Genomic DNA, 17483 nt, shown 5'->3' with positions numbered 1-17483 from the left:
AACATATATACATTTTGATTTTTCAACATATAAGTCGCTGCAATGCAGAACAAAACATGACCGCTACTGGCTTTCTCCCTTTGTTTTAACCTTTGCATACGTCAGGAAAAGGCCCTAATCGCTTCAGATGCTCTCGCTCACCTAAAGAGAAAGGAGATTTTATGTCGTTTTTTCAATTTCTATAGTTTATCCCGCAGTAACGGGCAGTAAGACCCCTCCCCTAGGATTGAGAGAGAAACGAGGAGGATAGGTAGGGGATAACTGCCCGTAAAAGCCCGATTGGTTCAACTAACCATCAGTGGGGGATGACCCCCCCCACTGATGGAAGTTTCACTTTATAACACTACAATCACAAATTGTTAAATACAACTACCGGTTCTTCTATATTATTATTGATCACAATTGCATCCGCACATTCCTTTGGTGCGTGCTCTTCTATGTACATGTGACAAGCCGCATGGTATCGCTTTAAAAACATTTCCTCAGCCTTCTTTTCACTTCCAAAAGCTTGCGCCTCTCGCTTGGAACCACGTTCTCTAGCAATCTGAAAATCTGTTTCTACAAATATTTTATAATCAAACAACTGCTTCAGCTCTTGCTTAAATAAAAATGTTCCATCTATTATAAATATCGTATCTTTTGAAGCCAATGTTGGTTCTGAATGAATATACATATCCGTCTCTAAATCATGCGATTGTATTTCATAGCGCATCGTACCATTTGGCCCTAATGGCATTAATAATCGTTCAGACATTGCTTTATAATCATGAGCATCTTCATAATATCCTTTCGCTGATTCCTTACCTTGTGAATATCTAATTGCCCTCGGATAATGAAAATGATCTATACTTGTTCGAATTACTTTTCTTCCTTGATTTTGAATTTCTTTTGCCAATTCATTTGCAAATGTTGTTTTCCCTGAAGCAGTAACACCACTAACACCTACTCTTACAGGATGATTAAGTTCAAGCATACATATATGCTCTGCAATCTCACGAATAGCAGTTTGACGTTTCACTCGAATTCCTCCTCATAGAATCTCACTACATATTCCCTCTATATTATCGGAAAATATTTCCTCCCTGCCATTTTAGTTTATCACCCAAAATATATGTTGTAAAAATATGTTTTCGTTTCTCGAGGAATTATTATGAATGAGAAAAAATGCCGCATTACGCCGCATTTTTTCTCATTCATATTTCTGCTCCTATAAATAATAATTAAACAGCCCTGCTATCTTTTCTTTACACCGATCCCAAAAAGATAACTTATTAAAGAATGATATCGTCATTTCTTTTGAATCTTGAACATCTTGTGCTAATGCCTTATTTACTTGTTGAAGAATAGGACCACCCTTTATATAGAAATTCATCTCGTCATTAATATGAAAGCTACGCGAAGTGAAATTTGTTGTTCCTATAACGATTGTTTCATTATCAAACACCATAGCTTTACCATGAAACATTCCTTTTTTATATCCGTATACAGAAATGCCATTCTCGATAGCTTTACGAATATAAGGATATGCAGCCTCTTTTATAAGAGGAATATCTGGCTTGAAAGACCAAAGTACTTTAACGGAAACACCACGCTGTCTCGCTTGAATTAAAGCATTCATAAGCTTTTCATCTTTTGGTATAAAATACGGTGTGGCAATAACGATAGATTGCTTTGCCTGCTTTATTAATTCGATGTACTTTTCTATCACATCATGACCATTATAACAAGACAGTGTATGTAACGTTTTACCTGGGACAGTCTGCTGAGATGTGCTTATTATTCCTTCAGAAGTATCTCGTTTCCAATCTGATACAAACTGTTCTTCTAGATCTTTCACTCCTTCTCCTTGTATTCGTATATGATAATCTCGCCAATATCCAAAACGCTTGTCTTTTCCTAAGTACTCATCACCTATATTGAAACCACCGCTATATCCTATTTTCCCATCGATTGTTGTAATCCGGCGGTGATTCCGATGATGTAATGAATAAAAAAAGAATGGAAATCCAGGTTTTCTACTATATGTAAAATGAACACCACTTGCTTGTAATTCATTTTTCATTTTTCTTTCGAAAGATAAATCATTAATCCAATCGACTGATAGGTATACTTGTACACCTTCTTCTGCTTTTTCTTTTAACAAATTTAAAAAAGAATGACTGCTTTTATCATTTGAAATAATATAAAAATAAGTGAAAATGGAATGTTTCGCTTCTTTTATATCCGAAAATAGCTGCTCATATAAAGATTTCCCCTCATCATATAATTGGAAATCACTATAGTGAAGTTCATATTCTTTAGATTGATTTTTTTTTGCTTCGATTTTTCTTCCTAGTGTTACATCAAAGTGCATCCAAATAAGAAGAAAAGCCAATATAGCAATAATAATAGAAATAATTCGAAGTATCTTTTTCACCATTTCGTTTTCCTTCCGCACAAAATAATTGTCTCTACGTAGTATTTCAATAGAAATTATTTTTAATGCTCGTTTACATGCAGTTTTATATTTTTTTACTATTATTTATACATACGAGGAGGAAATATGAAAAATCTTAAAATACAAACACCTATAGTCTTTGTGCCAGGACTTTTTGGTTCTATGAGTAATATCATTATTCCTGGCACAGGCGATTGGAATTTTGGAATCTCTGCATTTGTATATGAGCCTTTCATTATGATGCTAGAAAGTATGGGGTATCAAAGAAATAAAAATCTATTTATTTCTTTTTATGATTGGCGACAGAAAATTAAAGAATCTGCTCAAGATTATTTAACAAAAACCATTACTTTAGCTAAACAAATAACAGGAGCTAATAAAGTAAATTTGATTTGTCATAGTATGGGTGGACTTGTTGCACGGGCTTATGCTCATAGTAATATGTATTACAATGATGTTGATCAACTAATCATACTATGTACACCAAATGCTGGATCACCCTCAAATTATAGTTACTGGACCGGCGGAATACTTCCTATACATGTTTCGTCCAAAATAAATATCGTTCATTTATATATGGAGCAGTATATTAGCTACTTAAGTTATATCCATAGCTAATTGATTAAGTGTAGCGGGAGACATATATCGATATAACTCTTCGGCAAATAAAGACAACTCTTGTTTTTGATGCATATTCATAAAAAGCACGTCACCCTTTCTCATTAACATAAGAGAATCGTAACGTGCTTTTGACTTCAAGAATAGTCTAAATTCTTAAGTTGATGGATGTGTGGCGGTACCCCAACAATTTCAATCCATAAATTTCTATTATTATATCTTTCCGCTTTCCTTTTCTTATTTATGTTTATCAGCTAAATATCTAGCATAGTGAATTAAGTTTCTAGCTACATCTAATTCAAGATTAAATATATTAGGTACACCTGGTCTCCAATTCACCTCAAACAACCACAATTTGTGGTTCTTATCAATTCCAACATCAATTCCTAATTCATCAAATAATACATCCTCATACAAAGAATTAAAATGGTTAGAAAAGCTTATCGCAAATCGCTCTAAATACCTTTGAATATTGTACCAATCGTTATCAAACTCTGTTTTTAAAAAAACATCTAAATAAGTACTATAACCACCGCTAGCCATATTTGATACCTTACTTTCTAATCGACCTATTCTCGGGTATATCGAAGTAATAACCCAATCGCCTTCTCCATTTCTTTGAACATGCAATCGAAAATCATAAACATGACCAGATTTAATTTGACTTGAAATGAACCGTTGAACTATATAACCTTGTTCTTGAACTCTATCAGATACAAGACTTAGTAATTGTTTTTCATTAATAGATAAAACTTGCTCTGACTCATTAATATTGTAATCCATACCATGTTTTTCAATAAAAACAATCCCCTTACCTTGATGTCCTGAAATTGGTTTAATAATAACTTTTTCATAGCGATTAATCATATCAAAAAACTTATTAGCATCAGTTAATTCATAAAAAGGAATAAGGTATTGCTCAAATTTTTCTGCTTTTTTTATTCTGTTATATACACCTAATTTATCTCCAATTGAATGACTTGTGAACGGAATCCTATCGTATAGATAATCAAAAATTTGCTGATTTTTATCACTAACGTAAACACTTGCATTATAAATAACATCAGGAAAAGAGAATTCTTGTTCAATCCACTTACCATTTTCATAAATTTTACCTAAAATCTTTTCAGTTATTATATTTACGTTCCCTAAAGTAAAATAAAAAAAATTTACACCTTCGGCTTTTGCTACAGCAGCATAAGCATATGTTTTCTTTACCATATTCGGATCTTTCCGATGATGAAGCATACCAATTGTAGTCATATTGGTTCCTCTTCCCCTCTTTGCAAAGATCTTTTTCAAAACAAGTATCAAATTCATTATATATATATTCATGTCATTCCTTATTTAACCATTTTTCGAAAAATCAAGAACAAGCTTAACCTCATTTTAATATTCTACCTATATAAATAATAAATCTGAGATTTTATAAAATGATTAAGGTTAGGGTGACATGAGATGGATACTATTGTTTTTATTGAAACAAATAAATCTGGATCAAGTAGGGAAGCAATCAAAGCAGCGGAAAAACTTAATTTCTTTACTGTTTTATTAACCAACAAAAAAAAATTTATTGAGGAACGCACTACATTCCCTGATGTACATCAGATGACTTTTACTGATATAAACGATTATGATAATATAATTACAACAATTGAAAAATTGGAAAAAACAGGGAAAAATATAAAAGGAATCTTTAGTTTTATTGATCCTTTTGTTTCTGTAGCTGCACGTTTATCAGAAAAATTTTGCTCAAATATTGTATCTACTCAAGCAATCTATCAAATGGAAAATAAAATATTAACTCGTAATGTACTTAAAAATTTACCAATCTCACTCAACTATTTAATTTACAAACCAACAGAATCATTATCATCTTTTATTGAAAAAACTAAAAAGATGACATTTCCTCTTATTGTAAAATCCCCTAAATCAACGGGATCAAAAGATGTATTATTAGTAAAAGATAAAGATCAATTAATTTCATCTATACAAGGGCTTTTAAAAAAACTACCTAATGAAGAAATTTTACTTGAAGAATATGTAGATGGACCTCAATACTTAGTCGAAATTTTAGTTCAAAATGAAAAAGTTCATATTATAGCAATAATTGAACAAGAAATTACACTTTTTGAACGCTTTATTGTTACTGGTTATTCTTTACTAGGACAGGTAGACAAGAAACTATATAATAGTCTTTTCAATGCCATTAATTCTATTATTCAGGCTTTTAATATGAAAAATGGAGCTTGTCATCTAGAACTCCGGAGAATAAATGATATTTGGAAATTAATTGAGATAAATCCCAGAATATCAGGTGGAGCAATGAATGACATGATTGAAATTGGACATGGAATCAACTTAGTACAAGAAACTATTCAGTTAATGTTAGGAAATAAACCTTTGCTAAATAAAAAACATTATAAATATGTGTACACTCATTACCTAACAGTTAAATCTAAAGGAAAACTAATTCAAGTTACAGGGAAAAATCGTAGTTCTAAATATCCTGGTGTAGAGAAGATTTATATAAAACCTAAAAAAGGAACTGTCCTAAGACCACCTACATCCATGGGACATCGATATGGATACGTTTTAGCAGCATCCTATTCTAAAACAGAAGCTAAAAAAATAGCTTTAGAAGCTGCTAAAGAAATTTCTTTTCAGATTGAAATAATAGATACAATTCACTAAAAATCAGAGATCATAACACATCAAAAATCATTCTATAGGTTCCGGTGCAAAATTCCAAGACTCTTGCAAGCAATCTCCTAATCTTGGACATACTGATAGTATGACTCTAAAAAAGGTGCGTGATCAGTATGGAAAAGGTAAATTTGTTTAAATGGAAGCATTATCAGCCCGAACTAATCTTATTAACAGTAAGGTGGTACCTGCGGTACAATTTGAGCTTCCGTAACCTGGTGGAAATGATGGAGGAAAGAGGATTATCAATTGCTCACACAACGATTATACGCTGGGTTCATCAATATGGACCTCAATTAAAAGAGAAAGTACGACATCATCTTAAATTAACAAATGACTCGTAGAGAGTCGATGAAACCTATATTAAAATAAAAGGTCAATAGCTGTACTTATATCGTGCGGTTGATTCAGAGGGAAATACAATTGATTTTTATCTAAGTAAATCAAGAGATAAACAAGCAGCCAAGCGCTTTTTCAAGAAACCCTTGGCTTTTTCGTATGTTTCTAAACCTCGCGTGATAACAGTAGATAAGAACCCTGCCTATCCTGTAGCGATTCAAGAGTTGAAGGGAGAGAAACATATGCCTGAAGGCATACAACTAAGACAAGTTAGATATCTCAATAATATAGCGGAACAAGATCATCGTTTTATTAAGAAACGTATGTGTTCTATGTTGGGATTCAAGTCATTTAAAACAGCAACCTCTATATTGAGTGGTGTTGAAGCCATGCATATGATAAAAAAGGGACAGATTAATTTACCGAATCAGTCTGTCCAAAATCAAAAAGAGTTCATTCACCAAGTGTTTGGACTTATAGCATAAAATACGATTCCGTTAGAAATCTACTATTATTCGTGTCCTTCTTCAAATATTTGCACCAGAACCATATTTTTCTACATACAAAAGGGATACAGTATCAAACTGTATCCCTTTTGTATCCTAAATTAAATAAAATTCCTCGCATCATTATTCCGACCAAATTTATAAATGGCTATTAAGAAGAAGGAAATTGCAAAGGCGAATAAAATTAAAATGTTTAAATATAAATCTTCGAACTGCGTTCCTTGCTGCAATTTCGTGATTGTGTCTAATAGCCAACGCTGCGGAAGAAATTCGGCAATCTTTTGCACAGATGCTGGCATAATTTCAAATGGAAAGAAGCATCCGGCAAGCAAACATGTTGGTGTAATAATAATATTTTGCATTGCATTCGCAGAAGTTGAGTTTTTCGCAAAAGATACAATCGCTAACGATAAACCAATTGCAATTAAGCCAAATATCATCAATACTCCAATCATAACAAGCAAAGGCATATTTGGATCAATATGAAATACATTGGTCATAAACAGTACCATTACAATGATTTGCACCATCATGATAACCATATTAACAGCAACATTAGATAATATATACTTCCTTCCATCTATTGGTGTTGACAATAATCTAAAATACGTTCTATTCTCTTTTTCTTTCAAAATTAGTTCTGAAAAGTTCACCGCCGAAAACAGCATAAACATCATGAGATAACCAACTGTTTGATTCGTCATATCTTTATTTTTCGAAGTATCCTTAAGCGTATGAGCTGTTAGCTTGAATGAATTTTTTTGATAACTTGCATACATCTTGTCAAACTTACTTTGATCATCTTGTGCTACTTTACTTATCGCCGTTATATTATCAATATAATTATACAAATATGATTTTATAAAACCTGTGATTTGCGCACCTTTAATTGAGGAGATTTCAATATGACCCGGCTTTCCATCTCGAATACTTTGTGAAAAACCTGAATCTAATGTAATTACTGCATCAAGTTTTTTCGAGGCAAGCTTCTCTTCTACTTCTGATGCTTGAATCTTACTTACTTTTACATGGTCTAATCCTTCTATAAATTTCACCGTATCACTTGCTATATAATGAGTTTCATTATTTACAACCCCGATATGCAGGGTACCTTGCCCTACATTTCCATAAATCAGAAATGAAATTAATGCTCCTACTATTGGCAATCCAATAATAATAAGTAACCCTTTTTTATTTTTCAAAAGTACAGATAATGTTTTTTGCATGAGCCATAAAATGTCTTTCATATTATAGCCCCTCCCGTCTGCGTAATGCGATAATCGCAATCAATAAAAACAATGCTGAAATTCCAAGATTTAATGAAATTACCGGAAATGCTGCTCCTAAATCATTCGCATAAATAATTTTCATAATCGCTGTATTTGCCCATGTTAATGGCGACATATTTGTAACCATATTTTCTTCGACTACAAAATATGCTCCGCCAAAAAAAGAAGCTAACTGTACAACAACCATAATAACCGCTCTAGCTGCCTCACCTGTTTTCATAATATATGCCATTCCTAACCCAAAGCTAATCGCAAGTAATACTTCTGTCAGTAATATAAGAAACACTACGCTAAGATGTTCACCCCAATTTGCTTGATATACAAACTTACTAAAGAAAATAACAAGAAGAAGACAAAGTGCATTTCCTACAAGACTACCGAGTACTTTCCCAACGAAGATTTCCGCTTTACTAACAGGTGCAGCAATTAAACGATCTCCTGTTTTTCTTAATCGCTCTCCGCGAATGAGATAACTCGCCCCCATCGCTCCGTACAAGGCAATCATTGTCGTCATCGCAATCGCATAATAGTCCATAGAACTTGGTTTTTTAGCAGCTTGTAAAGATGTCTCTTTTATATAATCATCATGATTTCCACTTGAAATAACTGTACTCACTTTCTCTGGATCTACTTTCGCAACTTCTACTGCTACGTTGTACTTATCGACAAATGTAGTAAGCATTCCCTCAACGATACTTCCTTCAATACTATTTCGATCACTTTCATATAACTTCACACCATCTTGATTCAGTTCTACATAAGCAGCATATTTATTTTGTTTCACTTCTTCTTTTCCATCTACATCGGTTGAAGCTTTTTTAAAGTGAATTCCAGATTTATCTGTTTCTTTTATAAATGCTTCAAAGGCCTGTGAGAACTTACTATCAGCTTCATCTTTATATGATACCTTTATATTTTTAATAGAAAGACTGTCACTATTAAATGCATTTGTTAAAGCTGTCCCCAAGACTAGCATAAGCACAATTGGGAACGCTAACATAAAAACTAATGTTCTTATATCTCGAAAGTCACTTTTGATTTCCTTTATGGCTATATTGAAGATGTTCAAGCGATGAACCTCCCTTTTTTGCTAGTAAATTTTATTTATCTCGTAGATTTCTTCCTGTCAATGTCAAGAATACTGTCTCTAAGTTGGGTGCTTGCTCTTCAAGTGAACGTATTTCTATATCATTATTGATAAAATGCTGAACGATTTTGTTTAAATTGTTGACCCCTGTATCAGAATTCACTTTAATTACGTTTTCTTCTATTTGAACAGCCTTAACACCACTAATTTCTTTTAATTTGTTCACATCTATATTTTCAACTGACTTTACTTCAATCCAAATATCTTTTGTATCTGTAATAATAGCTTTCAATTGTTCTTTTGTACCTTCTGCAATAATTTTCCCGTGATCAACAATTGCGATTTTCGTACAAAGTTCTTCTACTTCTTCCATGTAGTGACTCGTATAAATAATGGTGCTACCCATTTCATTTAATTTCCGTACAGACTGAAGAATATAGTTTCTTGACTGCGGATCAATTCCAACTGTCGGCTCATCCATAATAATTAAATTTGGACGATGCGCAATCGCGCAAGCAATGTTAAGTCTTCGTTTCATTCCACCAGAGAAATTTTTCGGATAGCTTTTATGTTTATCACTGAGCCCTACAAACTGGAGCGCTTCTTCTACTCTCGCTTTCAATTCAGCTCCTCGTAATCCATATAATCCTGCAAAGAATTTCACATTTTCATAGGCGGTTAACTCCTCATAAATTGCTATATCTTGTGGTACAATTCCAATATTCATTTTTGCAAATCGATTATGTTTCTTTATATTTTTTCCTAGTATGCTAATCTCACCTTCATTACTTCTTAACAATCCAGCAATCATATTAATTGTTGTACTTTTACCAGCACCATTCGAACCTAAAAATCCAAATATTTCTCCTTGTGCGATAGATAAAGACATATTATCAACTGCGATGAAATCACCAAATTTTTTCGTTATGTTTTTTATCTCTAATGCGTTCATCATTTCACCCCTATTTCGGTTTCTCTGCTGTTATTATAAACAAAAAGAATGAACCTGCTCAGTGCATAAGTTCATTCTTTTCACATGAGAATATTCACTTTTTTCCTGTGAGATCATTCATCTTATCTATCCCTTACTGTATCGGCAATAACATTGTAACTGAAAAACCATTTGTACCATCTACAATAATCGTCCCGTTAATCGATGCGGTACGTTCTTCCATGCCGATAATGCCAAGTCCTTTTTTTACTTGAAGTACACCTTTTCCGTTATCTTTCACTTGCACCTTCACGACCGCATTGAGAACATGTATATCGATTGAAATAACAGTTGCCTCTGCATATTTCATAGCATTCGTTAACGCTTCCGTTACATTTTCTCCAATGATTTTCCATTGAATTGGAGTAATAATATCCAAATTCCCTTTATATAAAAACGAAATTTTCATATCATGTTTCGCCGCAAACTCATCTATGAATAATTTCATACGATGAATGCCAATTTGTTCAGTTGGTGGTTTCATATTCTTTAACGTAATTCTAATGCTTTCAATTCCATCTTTGGAAATATAAATGGCATTTTGAAGCAACTCTACTGCTTTCTCCTTGTCGGTATACATCAACCTTTTTGCCGCTTCCATTTGAATTAAGGCACCTGTCATAGAATGACCAATTTTATCATGAATTTCTTGGGATAATCGATTTCGTTCTTCTAGTTTAAATGTGTATTCAGATTGCCTGATGTATGCTTTATTTTCATTCAGATTTTTTGTGAGCCTTTGCATATCTTTTCGCATCATGTCATTTTGTGTTTCAAATTTTAATAGCCTTTCCGTATACAGCTTTGCCATTGTGAAAATAACAAAGCTAAATACAGCGATTAAACCGTATGTCATACGTATATTTTCCTCAACAAACACAACCGGAAGGAGCATAATAAAAAGCATCAGCCATTTTTCATACATGTAATAAGAGGTAAATTCATATAAGTTCAGAGGTAAAAATAAAAGTAATAACGGATGAATCTGTCCATATGAAATGACTGTACTGACAATTGATACAAATATAATCACTTTCTTCGCTGCTTCTTTTTTCAAAATATAAATCGTAACATTTATACAAAGATACAAAAGTAAAACAAATACAATCCATGGTAGATTCGTAACGTTGGAATGAACATAACTAAACACAATATATAGGAAAACTATAAGCTTACTAATAATGATCCAAAACTCCATATTTCTAATCCACTGTTCCCGTTAAATAGTAAATTGCGATTTGCGTACGATGCTCAAGCCCCGTTTTACTAAGGATAGAGGTAATATAGTTCGCAATCGTCCCTTCCGATATAAAAAGCTGCTTTGAAATCTCTTTATTCGAAAAACCTTTAGCAATAAGAGCAATAATACTAAGTTCTCTTTCTGTGAAAAGGCTCTTATCTATTTTCAACTCTTCTTCTTTATGTTCTTGTAAGTTTAATTTAATTTTATCAAGGACTACATCTTGCATCACAGTATGTCCGTGATAAACACTTTTTATCGCATCTCTGATTCGCTCTGGATCATTATTTTTTAATAAATATCCTTTTGCTCCATTTTTCACTGCATCTAAAATGTATTCGTCATCATCAAATGTCGTTAAAATGAGCGGCTTTGTTTTTGTTTGTTCACAAATTAATTTCGTTGCTTCCACGCCGTTCATATTCGGCATACGTACATCTAAAAGAGCAATATCAACATCATTTTTTTTACAATACTCTAGAGCTTCTTGACCATCATTTACCGTTACTAACACTTCAAATTCCGCGTATGTACTTAAAATAATCTTCATACCTTCTCTAATAAAAGAGTTATCATCAGCTATTATCACTTTTATTTTCATATTTGTTAGTAGGTGTTACCTTACTAACATTCACATCCTTTCAATATACATACAACTTTACTATTTTATATACTTCTTTATAGGCGATATCTTTCATTTTATATCCTACTCTTCAGCTATAGAAAAAGTTTCTTTCTTATTCTATTAAATTTACCTTTGCGGTACCCTTACTATGGAAATATTAACAGATTACCATTTGAATTAAATATATTCCTCAGCTAACACTCTAAAGTTATAAAAGAGTCTGTTTTTGAAAATGTATTTTCAAAACAGATTTTAGATATATTTAACAAACCCCACTGTTTCATTATAATTTCTTATTTAGAATTATAATGTGCTATAAACAAATTAACTGGCCAATCTGATTACATTCTTGTGCAAACCATATAGCTCCGTCTGGCCCTAGTACAATTCCATGCGGTTCAGAGTTTTCAGTAGGAATTTGATATTCCGTAATTTCTCCATTCACTGTAATTCGTCCAATCTGATTGCTTCCCCACTCAGTAAACCAAAGTACTCCATCCCTCCCTGCAACAATAGCATGCGGCCTAGCATTTATAGTTGGGATAGGATACTCAATAATTTGACCAGATGTAGTAATTCTCCCTATATTATTTCCGTTTATTTCTACAAACCATAGGGCACCATCAGGTCCATTTGTAATACCTACTGGAGCAGAATTCATTGTAGGTATAGAATACTCAGTAATTTGACCAGATGAAGTGATTTTCCCTATTTTATTACTCTGATTTTCCGTAAACCAAAGTGACCCGTCTGGTCCTGATACGATAAATGACGGATAAGATCCCGAATTAGGTAATGTATACTCGGTAATCTCACCTAACAGCGAAATTCTCCCGATCTTATTACCTGTAAGTTCCGTAAACCAAATTGCTCCATCAGGTCCTTCTGTTATTCCATAAGGGGCTGATTTTGTAGTAGGTAGCTTATATTCAGTAACCTCACCTTGCGTTGTAATCTTTCCAATCTTATCGGTCTTGTATTCTGTAAACCATAGATCCCCATTCGTCCCAGATACTATACATGAAAGCCCAGCATCTGATGTAGGAACGAAGAATTCCTGTATTTCACCTGTTACAGTCATTCTTCCTATTCTATTTCCCTTATGTTCTGTAAACCAAAGAGCTCTATCATCCCCTACTGTAATTCCATATGGAGCTGATTCATCCATAGGAAGACGATGTTCAGTAAACCTTATTTGCATTGTACTAAAACCCCCTTTTTGCTGATGCATGTACTTATCATATGAAAACAAATATTGTAAATATTTCCGTGAATATAATTCATATACCTTCATTACTTAGAAGAAAAAACTATAAAAAGTTGCACTCAATAAAACATTGAAGACAAAACGCCATAAAAAAACCTTTCACTGCTACATTTCAAGCTGTGAAAGGTTTTAATTTCTATCTTTTATAAGTAGGAATATGATATATATTTTTCCTTATCACTATTCAAGTTGTTTTTTATTATATAACCGCTTTTAAGCTTTCCAAAATCAATCCAATCATAAATCCACAAACAGCACCATTTACACGAATCCACTGCAAATCTTTTCCTACGTTATTTTCAATCATCTCAATAAGTGTTTCATCATCTAATTTATCTAAATTTTCCTGTACGAGTTTTCCGATTTTAGAATGATTGCTTTCAACGACGTTTACAATTTGTTTTTGTAGCCAATCTTCCATACGCTCAACTGTTGCTGCATCTTCTTTTATTTTATTCATTTGTGTTGTCAGAAACGGCAGAAGATATTTGTCCGCAAATTCATCTTTTTGAATAAAATCTACAGATTTTTGCTTTACTTGCTCAAGAAATTCTGTTATCTTCTCAGCTGCCTCCCAATTCACAATCCAATTTTCTTTCCAATTCTCTAGTTCTTTTAATACCGATTCATTTTCCTTCATATGTAGGATTTCGTGGCGAATTTTCATCAATAGAGCTTGTCTCGTGCTATTATCAGCGTTTTGCAAACTACTAATATTATTAATAATAAACTTTTGCAGAATGCTGCCAACTTTTTCTTCATCGGCAATACTCATAAAGGATTTAAGCGCAAACTGTAAGAAACCATCTACTTTTATATTTTCCAGCGCCTTCATACCTAAACTACCAAGTTGATATCGAGCTGCATCTTGTGCTGTCCATTCTTTCGCTTTGACTAATAAACAATCTAACGTCTTTTCATCATATTGTTGCGTAACTATTTGATCAACAAGTACTTGAAGAATTTTACCTACATTAATTGTATGTAAATACGTTTTTAATTCTTTTTCCAAAACAATAGCTAACTGTTTTGTATTCACTTGCAGAATCGCCTTTTCAGCAACTGTAACAATCCCTTTCTTTAACGCATCGGAATGCAGCTCTCTTTCCGCAATATGTAATACCGTTGCAGCCAACTTCATTTCTTTTATTTTATCGGTAATACTTTCTTTCGTAAGCCAATCATTTTCCAGCGTGGAAACAAGTCCTTTCGTAACCCGTTTCCGATTTTTGGGCAGTAGAGCTGTATGCGGGATCGGTATCCCCATTGGGTGACGAAACAGTGCTGTAACTGCAAACCAATCCGCGAGTCCCCCTACTAAACCAGCTTCAAATCCACCTTGTATAATATTCCCTGCTATCGTTCCTTGAAACGGGATTGTTACAGCAAAACCAACTCCCATTATTCCAAGTGAAATTCCTGCTAAATATTTTGACTGTAATGACATTGTATTTCCACATCCTCTTATTATGTAAAGTAAACCATTCAATTTGTAAATTCATTGAATCATTTAGACCTTTGTGTATAGATTCCAAATTTCCTTCAACAAAAGCATATATATATACTATAATAAACCACATTAAAAATAACAAAGAATTTCATATTAAAAACGAGAGGCTTATACGCCTCTCGTTTTACAACTTCATGATATTGTTAACAATTCAGCAATTGGTCCAAGTACAAGTACTGGTAAAAATGTTAAAGCACCTACTACAAATATCGTACCAAGTAAGACTCCTCCAAACAAGCGATTATCAGGTTGGAACGTACCAATGGTTTCGGGTACAGTTTTTTTCTTTTTCAGTCCAACTGCGACGGCAAGCATCGTAATGATACTGAAATAACGACCAATATACATGACAAGGCCTGTTGAAATATTCCAATATGGTGTATTATCATTTAATCCTTCAAATCCAGAGCCATTATTTACAGCAGACGATGTATATTCATATATGACTTGTGTTAGACCGTGAAAACCGGGATTCGAAATTGCATCTGTTCCAAAATGTGTTGAAAAGGCAATTGCTGCGGCTCCAAGAATGAGTAGTGGCTGGGATATAATTGTAATAGCAATTAATTTCATCTCTTTTCCTTCTAGTTTTTTATTCAGAAACTCCGGTGTACGTCCTATCATTAATCCAGCTAAAAATACTGCTATCATCGCATACATGATTACATTCATAAATCCAATTCCAATCCCGCCAAATACAGTTCCTAGAAGCATATTTACAAGCGGAACCATTCCTCCAATTGGTGTTAACGTATCATGTGTTGTATTTACACCCCCTGTCCCTGAAGCGCTTGTAACAGTTGCATATAAAGCAGAAGATATAACACCAAGACGCATTTCTTTCCCTTCCATATTTCCTTGAGAACTGTCTATACCAATTTGATTTAACAGTGGATTCCCTTTCAATTCAGATATGGCAAGTATAGAAAATCCAATGATAAACAAAATCAACATCGATACAAAAAGCATCCGTCCTTGTTTCCGATTACCAACCATTCTTCCGTATACAAAAGGAAATGCCATTGGAATTAACATTTGCAGCATCATCTGGAGTACATTACTAATCATATTTGGATTTTCAAAAGGATGTGCTGAAACTGTTCCGAAAAAGCCTCCGCCATTTTCTCCAAGTTCTTTAATAGAAAGTAAAGACGCTACTGGTCCACGAGGAATTGCCTGTTCTGACCCTTCCAACGTTTTTGCGATAATCGTAGAATCTAGTGTTTGTGGTGTGCCTAGCGCCAGAAAAATTAGCGATGTTACAAACGAAATTGGTAATAATACTCTTGTAATAGATTGAACAAAATCAACAAAGAAGTTACCAATTTTTTTACCTGCTAAGATACGAATAAACGTAATGCCAATCGCCATTGAAGTTGCAGGTGCTGCAAACATCATAAACGTTACCCCAGCCATTTGAGAGAAATAAGATAAATTACTTTCGCCCCCATAATGTTGTAGATTTGCATTTGTCATAAACGTGATAGCTGTATGGAATGCTAATGTCGGCTCCATTCCTGAAAAATGGTTTGGATTTAATGGCAGCATCCCCTGTAACCGAAATATGGAATACACAACAAGGATAAAAAACAAATTTGTTATGATTAAGCAAAACAAATAATGCTTCCAGCTTTGACGATATCCTTTAATTCCTGCGACTTTAAACAAAAATTTTTCCAATGGACCAAATACCTCTTGAAATGGTCCCTTTTGCTGAAAAACATTATATATATAATCTCCCATTGGTTTTGCTACTACTACAAATAGACAAATTGTAATTAGACTTGTAAGCCAATTCATCCTTTTTCTCCCCTCTGTTTCTCCTACATTTATTTTCTATTATACGCATTAATGTTTTGTAAAATTTTACCATCGATAGAATAAAAGAAAACACTAGGTTGCACCTAGTGTTTTTACACACAAGTCCCCCCTCTCAAAACGCTGACGAGGTTAGCTGTCGGATTCGGGCCTTGAGAGTAGCCCTACCTAAAAAGGATTCACCCCAAGTGACAATGCACAAAATTGGTTCCCCCGCTCCTAAGTGGATTAAGCGATATTCGGTTCTAAAATTTGCTATTTGTTTGATAATATACTCCTCTAAATTCTTATTGTAAAGAGAGAAAATACAAAAAAGACAAACTATTAAATAAATTAAAAAGGGAACCCCTTATTGATGAAAGGTTTCCTTCCGCATACTAACGACCATAAACTGCCACTACAAAACAAAGCGTAATATACAAACAAAGCGGACTGTATAACAATGTATCATACAATGAAAATTTTGTTCCCTTTACCTTTTTAAAGATCCCAACATACTTCCTATCACCAACTGCACGTAAAAAGAAAATTCCCGCTAGAATCATACATCCCCATTTTGTGTAACGACTCGGATTCCAAAAAGACAAGTATCCACTCTGTGCTAATAGAATCACAGCAAAACATAGAATGGCAAGTGCCACTAAAAAAGTCCCTATTTTCCGCGGAACAAAAGCATATTCTCCGCTATCTTTTTTCATCGGAAGGACAACCTTACTTCCCCAAGTTCCACCACATGCCCAATACATATGAATAATGCTGATGAATGCAAGGATACCAGCACCTAGAATGATTAAAAATGATGTCATTATATATTCCCCCTACTTGCATCATTCTTTCTCCTCCATAATTTCTCTAACTTTTAGTAACTTACCTCCTATTTCCTTTATTCAATATGTACAAGTGTAAAATTTATCCCACTACTTTTGGGCAATAAGAGCCCGATTGGTGAGAGCTTTCCATCAGTGGGGGATGAAGAGCCCCCCACTGATGGAAGTTTCACTTTATATTTATCCCCTTCGATCAGTAGCGTATGTACCAAAAAAAGGAAAC

The 17483-nt window shown here is 33.6% G+C and carries 13 protein-coding genes, 2 pseudogenes and 1 riboswitch; of the genes and pseudogenes, 3 read left to right on the top strand and 12 right to left on the bottom strand.

Annotation, left to right across the window (positions count from 1 at the left end; all coding sequences use genetic code 11):
* Nucleotides 1-349: 349 nt before the first annotated feature.
* Together WAX78_RS14615 and WAX78_RS14610 are read right to left on the bottom strand one after the other, a co-directional pair.
* Nucleotides 350-1018: a nucleoside/nucleotide kinase family protein gene (locus tag WAX78_RS14615; protein ID WP_336482980.1), complete on the bottom strand. Its 669-nt coding sequence runs from the start codon at nucleotides 1016-1018 to the stop codon at nucleotides 350-352.
* Nucleotides 1019-1207: 189 nt separating this feature from the next.
* Nucleotides 1208-2419 carry a phospholipase D-like domain-containing protein gene (locus WAX78_RS14610; RefSeq protein WP_336482979.1) on the bottom strand — a complete coding sequence of 404 codons (1212 nt, stop codon included), beginning with the start codon at nucleotides 2417-2419 and terminating at the stop codon, nucleotides 1208-1210.
* Between the two features lie 123 nt (nucleotides 2420-2542).
* Between WAX78_RS14610 and WAX78_RS14605 the strand changes: the two are divergent.
* Nucleotides 2543-3049, top strand: a pseudogene (locus WAX78_RS14605) (esterase/lipase family protein); the annotation flags it as partial.
* 243 nt (nucleotides 3050-3292) lie between these two features.
* Here WAX78_RS14605 and WAX78_RS14600 read toward each other — a convergent pair.
* Nucleotides 3293-4390: a YheC/YheD family endospore coat-associated protein gene (locus WAX78_RS14600; RefSeq protein ID WP_336482978.1), complete on the bottom strand. Its 1098-nt coding sequence runs from the start codon at nucleotides 4388-4390 to the stop codon at nucleotides 3293-3295.
* A gap of 123 nt (nucleotides 4391-4513) precedes the next feature.
* Between WAX78_RS14600 and WAX78_RS14595 the strand changes: the two genes are divergently transcribed.
* Both WAX78_RS14595 and WAX78_RS14590 read left to right on the top strand, forming a co-directional pair.
* Entirely contained in the window at nucleotides 4514-5749 is a 1236-nt protein-coding gene (locus WAX78_RS14595) for an ATP-grasp domain-containing protein (RefSeq protein ID WP_336482977.1), read from the top strand.
* A gap of 128 nt (nucleotides 5750-5877) precedes the next feature.
* Nucleotides 5878-6585, top strand: a pseudogene (locus tag WAX78_RS14590) (IS6 family transposase).
* 122 nt (nucleotides 6586-6707) lie between these two features.
* Here WAX78_RS14590 and WAX78_RS14585 read toward each other — a convergent pair.
* The 9 genes from WAX78_RS14585 to WAX78_RS14545 all read right to left on the bottom strand — a co-directional run bounded on the left by WAX78_RS14585 (nucleotide 6708) and on the right by WAX78_RS14545 (nucleotide 17239).
* Nucleotides 6708-7853 carry an ABC transporter permease gene (locus WAX78_RS14585; protein ID WP_336482976.1) on the bottom strand — a complete coding sequence of 382 codons (1146 nt, stop codon included), beginning with the start codon at nucleotides 7851-7853 and terminating at the stop codon, nucleotides 6708-6710.
* A gap of 1 nt (nucleotide 7854) precedes the next feature.
* On the bottom strand, nucleotides 7855-8964 hold the full coding sequence (locus WAX78_RS14580; RefSeq protein WP_336482975.1) for an ABC transporter permease: 1110 nt from the start codon (nucleotides 8962-8964) through the stop codon (nucleotides 7855-7857).
* A 31-nt stretch (nucleotides 8965-8995) separates the two neighbouring features.
* Nucleotides 8996-9934 (bottom strand): ABC transporter ATP-binding protein, encoded by a 939-nt coding sequence (locus tag WAX78_RS14575; protein ID WP_336482974.1) that lies wholly within the window; start codon nucleotides 9932-9934, stop codon nucleotides 8996-8998.
* Between the two features lie 133 nt (nucleotides 9935-10067).
* Nucleotides 10068-11171, bottom strand: a complete 1104-nt coding sequence (locus tag WAX78_RS14570) for a sensor histidine kinase (protein ID WP_336482973.1) — start codon at nucleotides 11169-11171, stop codon at nucleotides 10068-10070.
* A 4-nt stretch (nucleotides 11172-11175) separates the two neighbouring features.
* Nucleotides 11176-11814, bottom strand: coding sequence for a response regulator transcription factor (locus tag WAX78_RS14565; protein WP_336482972.1), 639 nt, complete (start codon nucleotides 11812-11814; stop codon nucleotides 11176-11178).
* A 337-nt stretch (nucleotides 11815-12151) separates the two neighbouring features.
* Nucleotides 12152-13039 (bottom strand): Vgb family protein, encoded by an 888-nt coding sequence (locus WAX78_RS14560; RefSeq protein WP_336482971.1) that lies wholly within the window; start codon nucleotides 13037-13039, stop codon nucleotides 12152-12154.
* 265 nt (nucleotides 13040-13304) lie between these two features.
* Nucleotides 13305-14552 carry a DUF445 domain-containing protein gene (locus tag WAX78_RS14555; protein WP_336482970.1) on the bottom strand — a complete coding sequence of 416 codons (1248 nt, stop codon included), beginning with the start codon at nucleotides 14550-14552 and terminating at the stop codon, nucleotides 13305-13307.
* Between the two features lie 195 nt (nucleotides 14553-14747).
* A complete protein-coding gene (gene kdpA, locus WAX78_RS14550; RefSeq protein ID WP_336482969.1) occupies nucleotides 14748-16415 on the bottom strand; it encodes a potassium-transporting ATPase subunit KdpA in 1668 nt (555 codons plus the stop codon).
* Nucleotides 16416-16538: 123 nt separating this feature from the next.
* A riboswitch (cyclic di-AMP (ydaO/yuaA leader) is annotated at nucleotides 16539-16678 on the bottom strand.
* A 132-nt stretch (nucleotides 16679-16810) separates the two neighbouring features.
* A complete protein-coding gene (locus tag WAX78_RS14545) occupies nucleotides 16811-17239 on the bottom strand; it encodes a DUF3995 domain-containing protein (protein ID WP_336482968.1) in 429 nt (142 codons plus the stop codon).
* Nucleotides 17240-17483 lie beyond the last annotated feature (244 nt).

The sequence above is a fragment of the Bacillus yunxiaonensis genome, assembly GCF_037104695.1.
Classification (GTDB): Bacteria; Bacillota; Bacilli; order Bacillales; family Bacillaceae_G; genus Bacillus_A; species Bacillus_A yunxiaonensis.
This window is presented reverse-complemented; position numbering and strand designations above follow the sequence as displayed.

Bases quoted from the DNA above. Each gene is read 5' to 3' on its own strand.
- WAX78_RS14560 (WP_336482971.1), bottom strand. From the start codon at position 13,039: ATGCAAATAAGGTTTACTGAACATCGTCTTCCTATGGATGAATCAGCT.
- WAX78_RS14595 (WP_336482977.1), top strand. From the start codon at position 4,514: ATGGATACTATTGTTTTTATTGAAACAAATAAATCTGGATCAAGTAGG.
- WAX78_RS14600 (WP_336482978.1), bottom strand. From the start codon at position 4,390: ATGAATATATATATAATGAATTTGATACTTGTTTTGAAAAAGATCTTT.
- WAX78_RS14610 (WP_336482979.1), bottom strand. From the start codon at position 2,419: ATGGTGAAAAAGATACTTCGAATTATTTCTATTATTATTGCTATATTG.
- kdpA (WP_336482969.1), bottom strand. From the start codon at position 16,415: ATGAATTGGCTTACAAGTCTAATTACAATTTGTCTATTTGTAGTAGTA.
- WAX78_RS14545 (WP_336482968.1), bottom strand. From the start codon at position 17,239: ATGACATCATTTTTAATCATTCTAGGTGCTGGTATCCTTGCATTCATC.
- WAX78_RS14555 (WP_336482970.1), bottom strand. From the start codon at position 14,552: ATGTCATTACAGTCAAAATATTTAGCAGGAATTTCACTTGGAATAATG.
- WAX78_RS14570 (WP_336482973.1), bottom strand. From the start codon at position 11,171: ATGGAGTTTTGGATCATTATTAGTAAGCTTATAGTTTTCCTATATATT.
- WAX78_RS14575 (WP_336482974.1), bottom strand. From the start codon at position 9,934: ATGAACGCATTAGAGATAAAAAACATAACGAAAAAATTTGGTGATTTC.
- WAX78_RS14585 (WP_336482976.1), bottom strand. From the start codon at position 7,853: ATGAAAGACATTTTATGGCTCATGCAAAAAACATTATCTGTACTTTTG.
- WAX78_RS14565 (WP_336482972.1), bottom strand. From the start codon at position 11,814: ATGAAAATAAAAGTGATAATAGCTGATGATAACTCTTTTATTAGAGAA.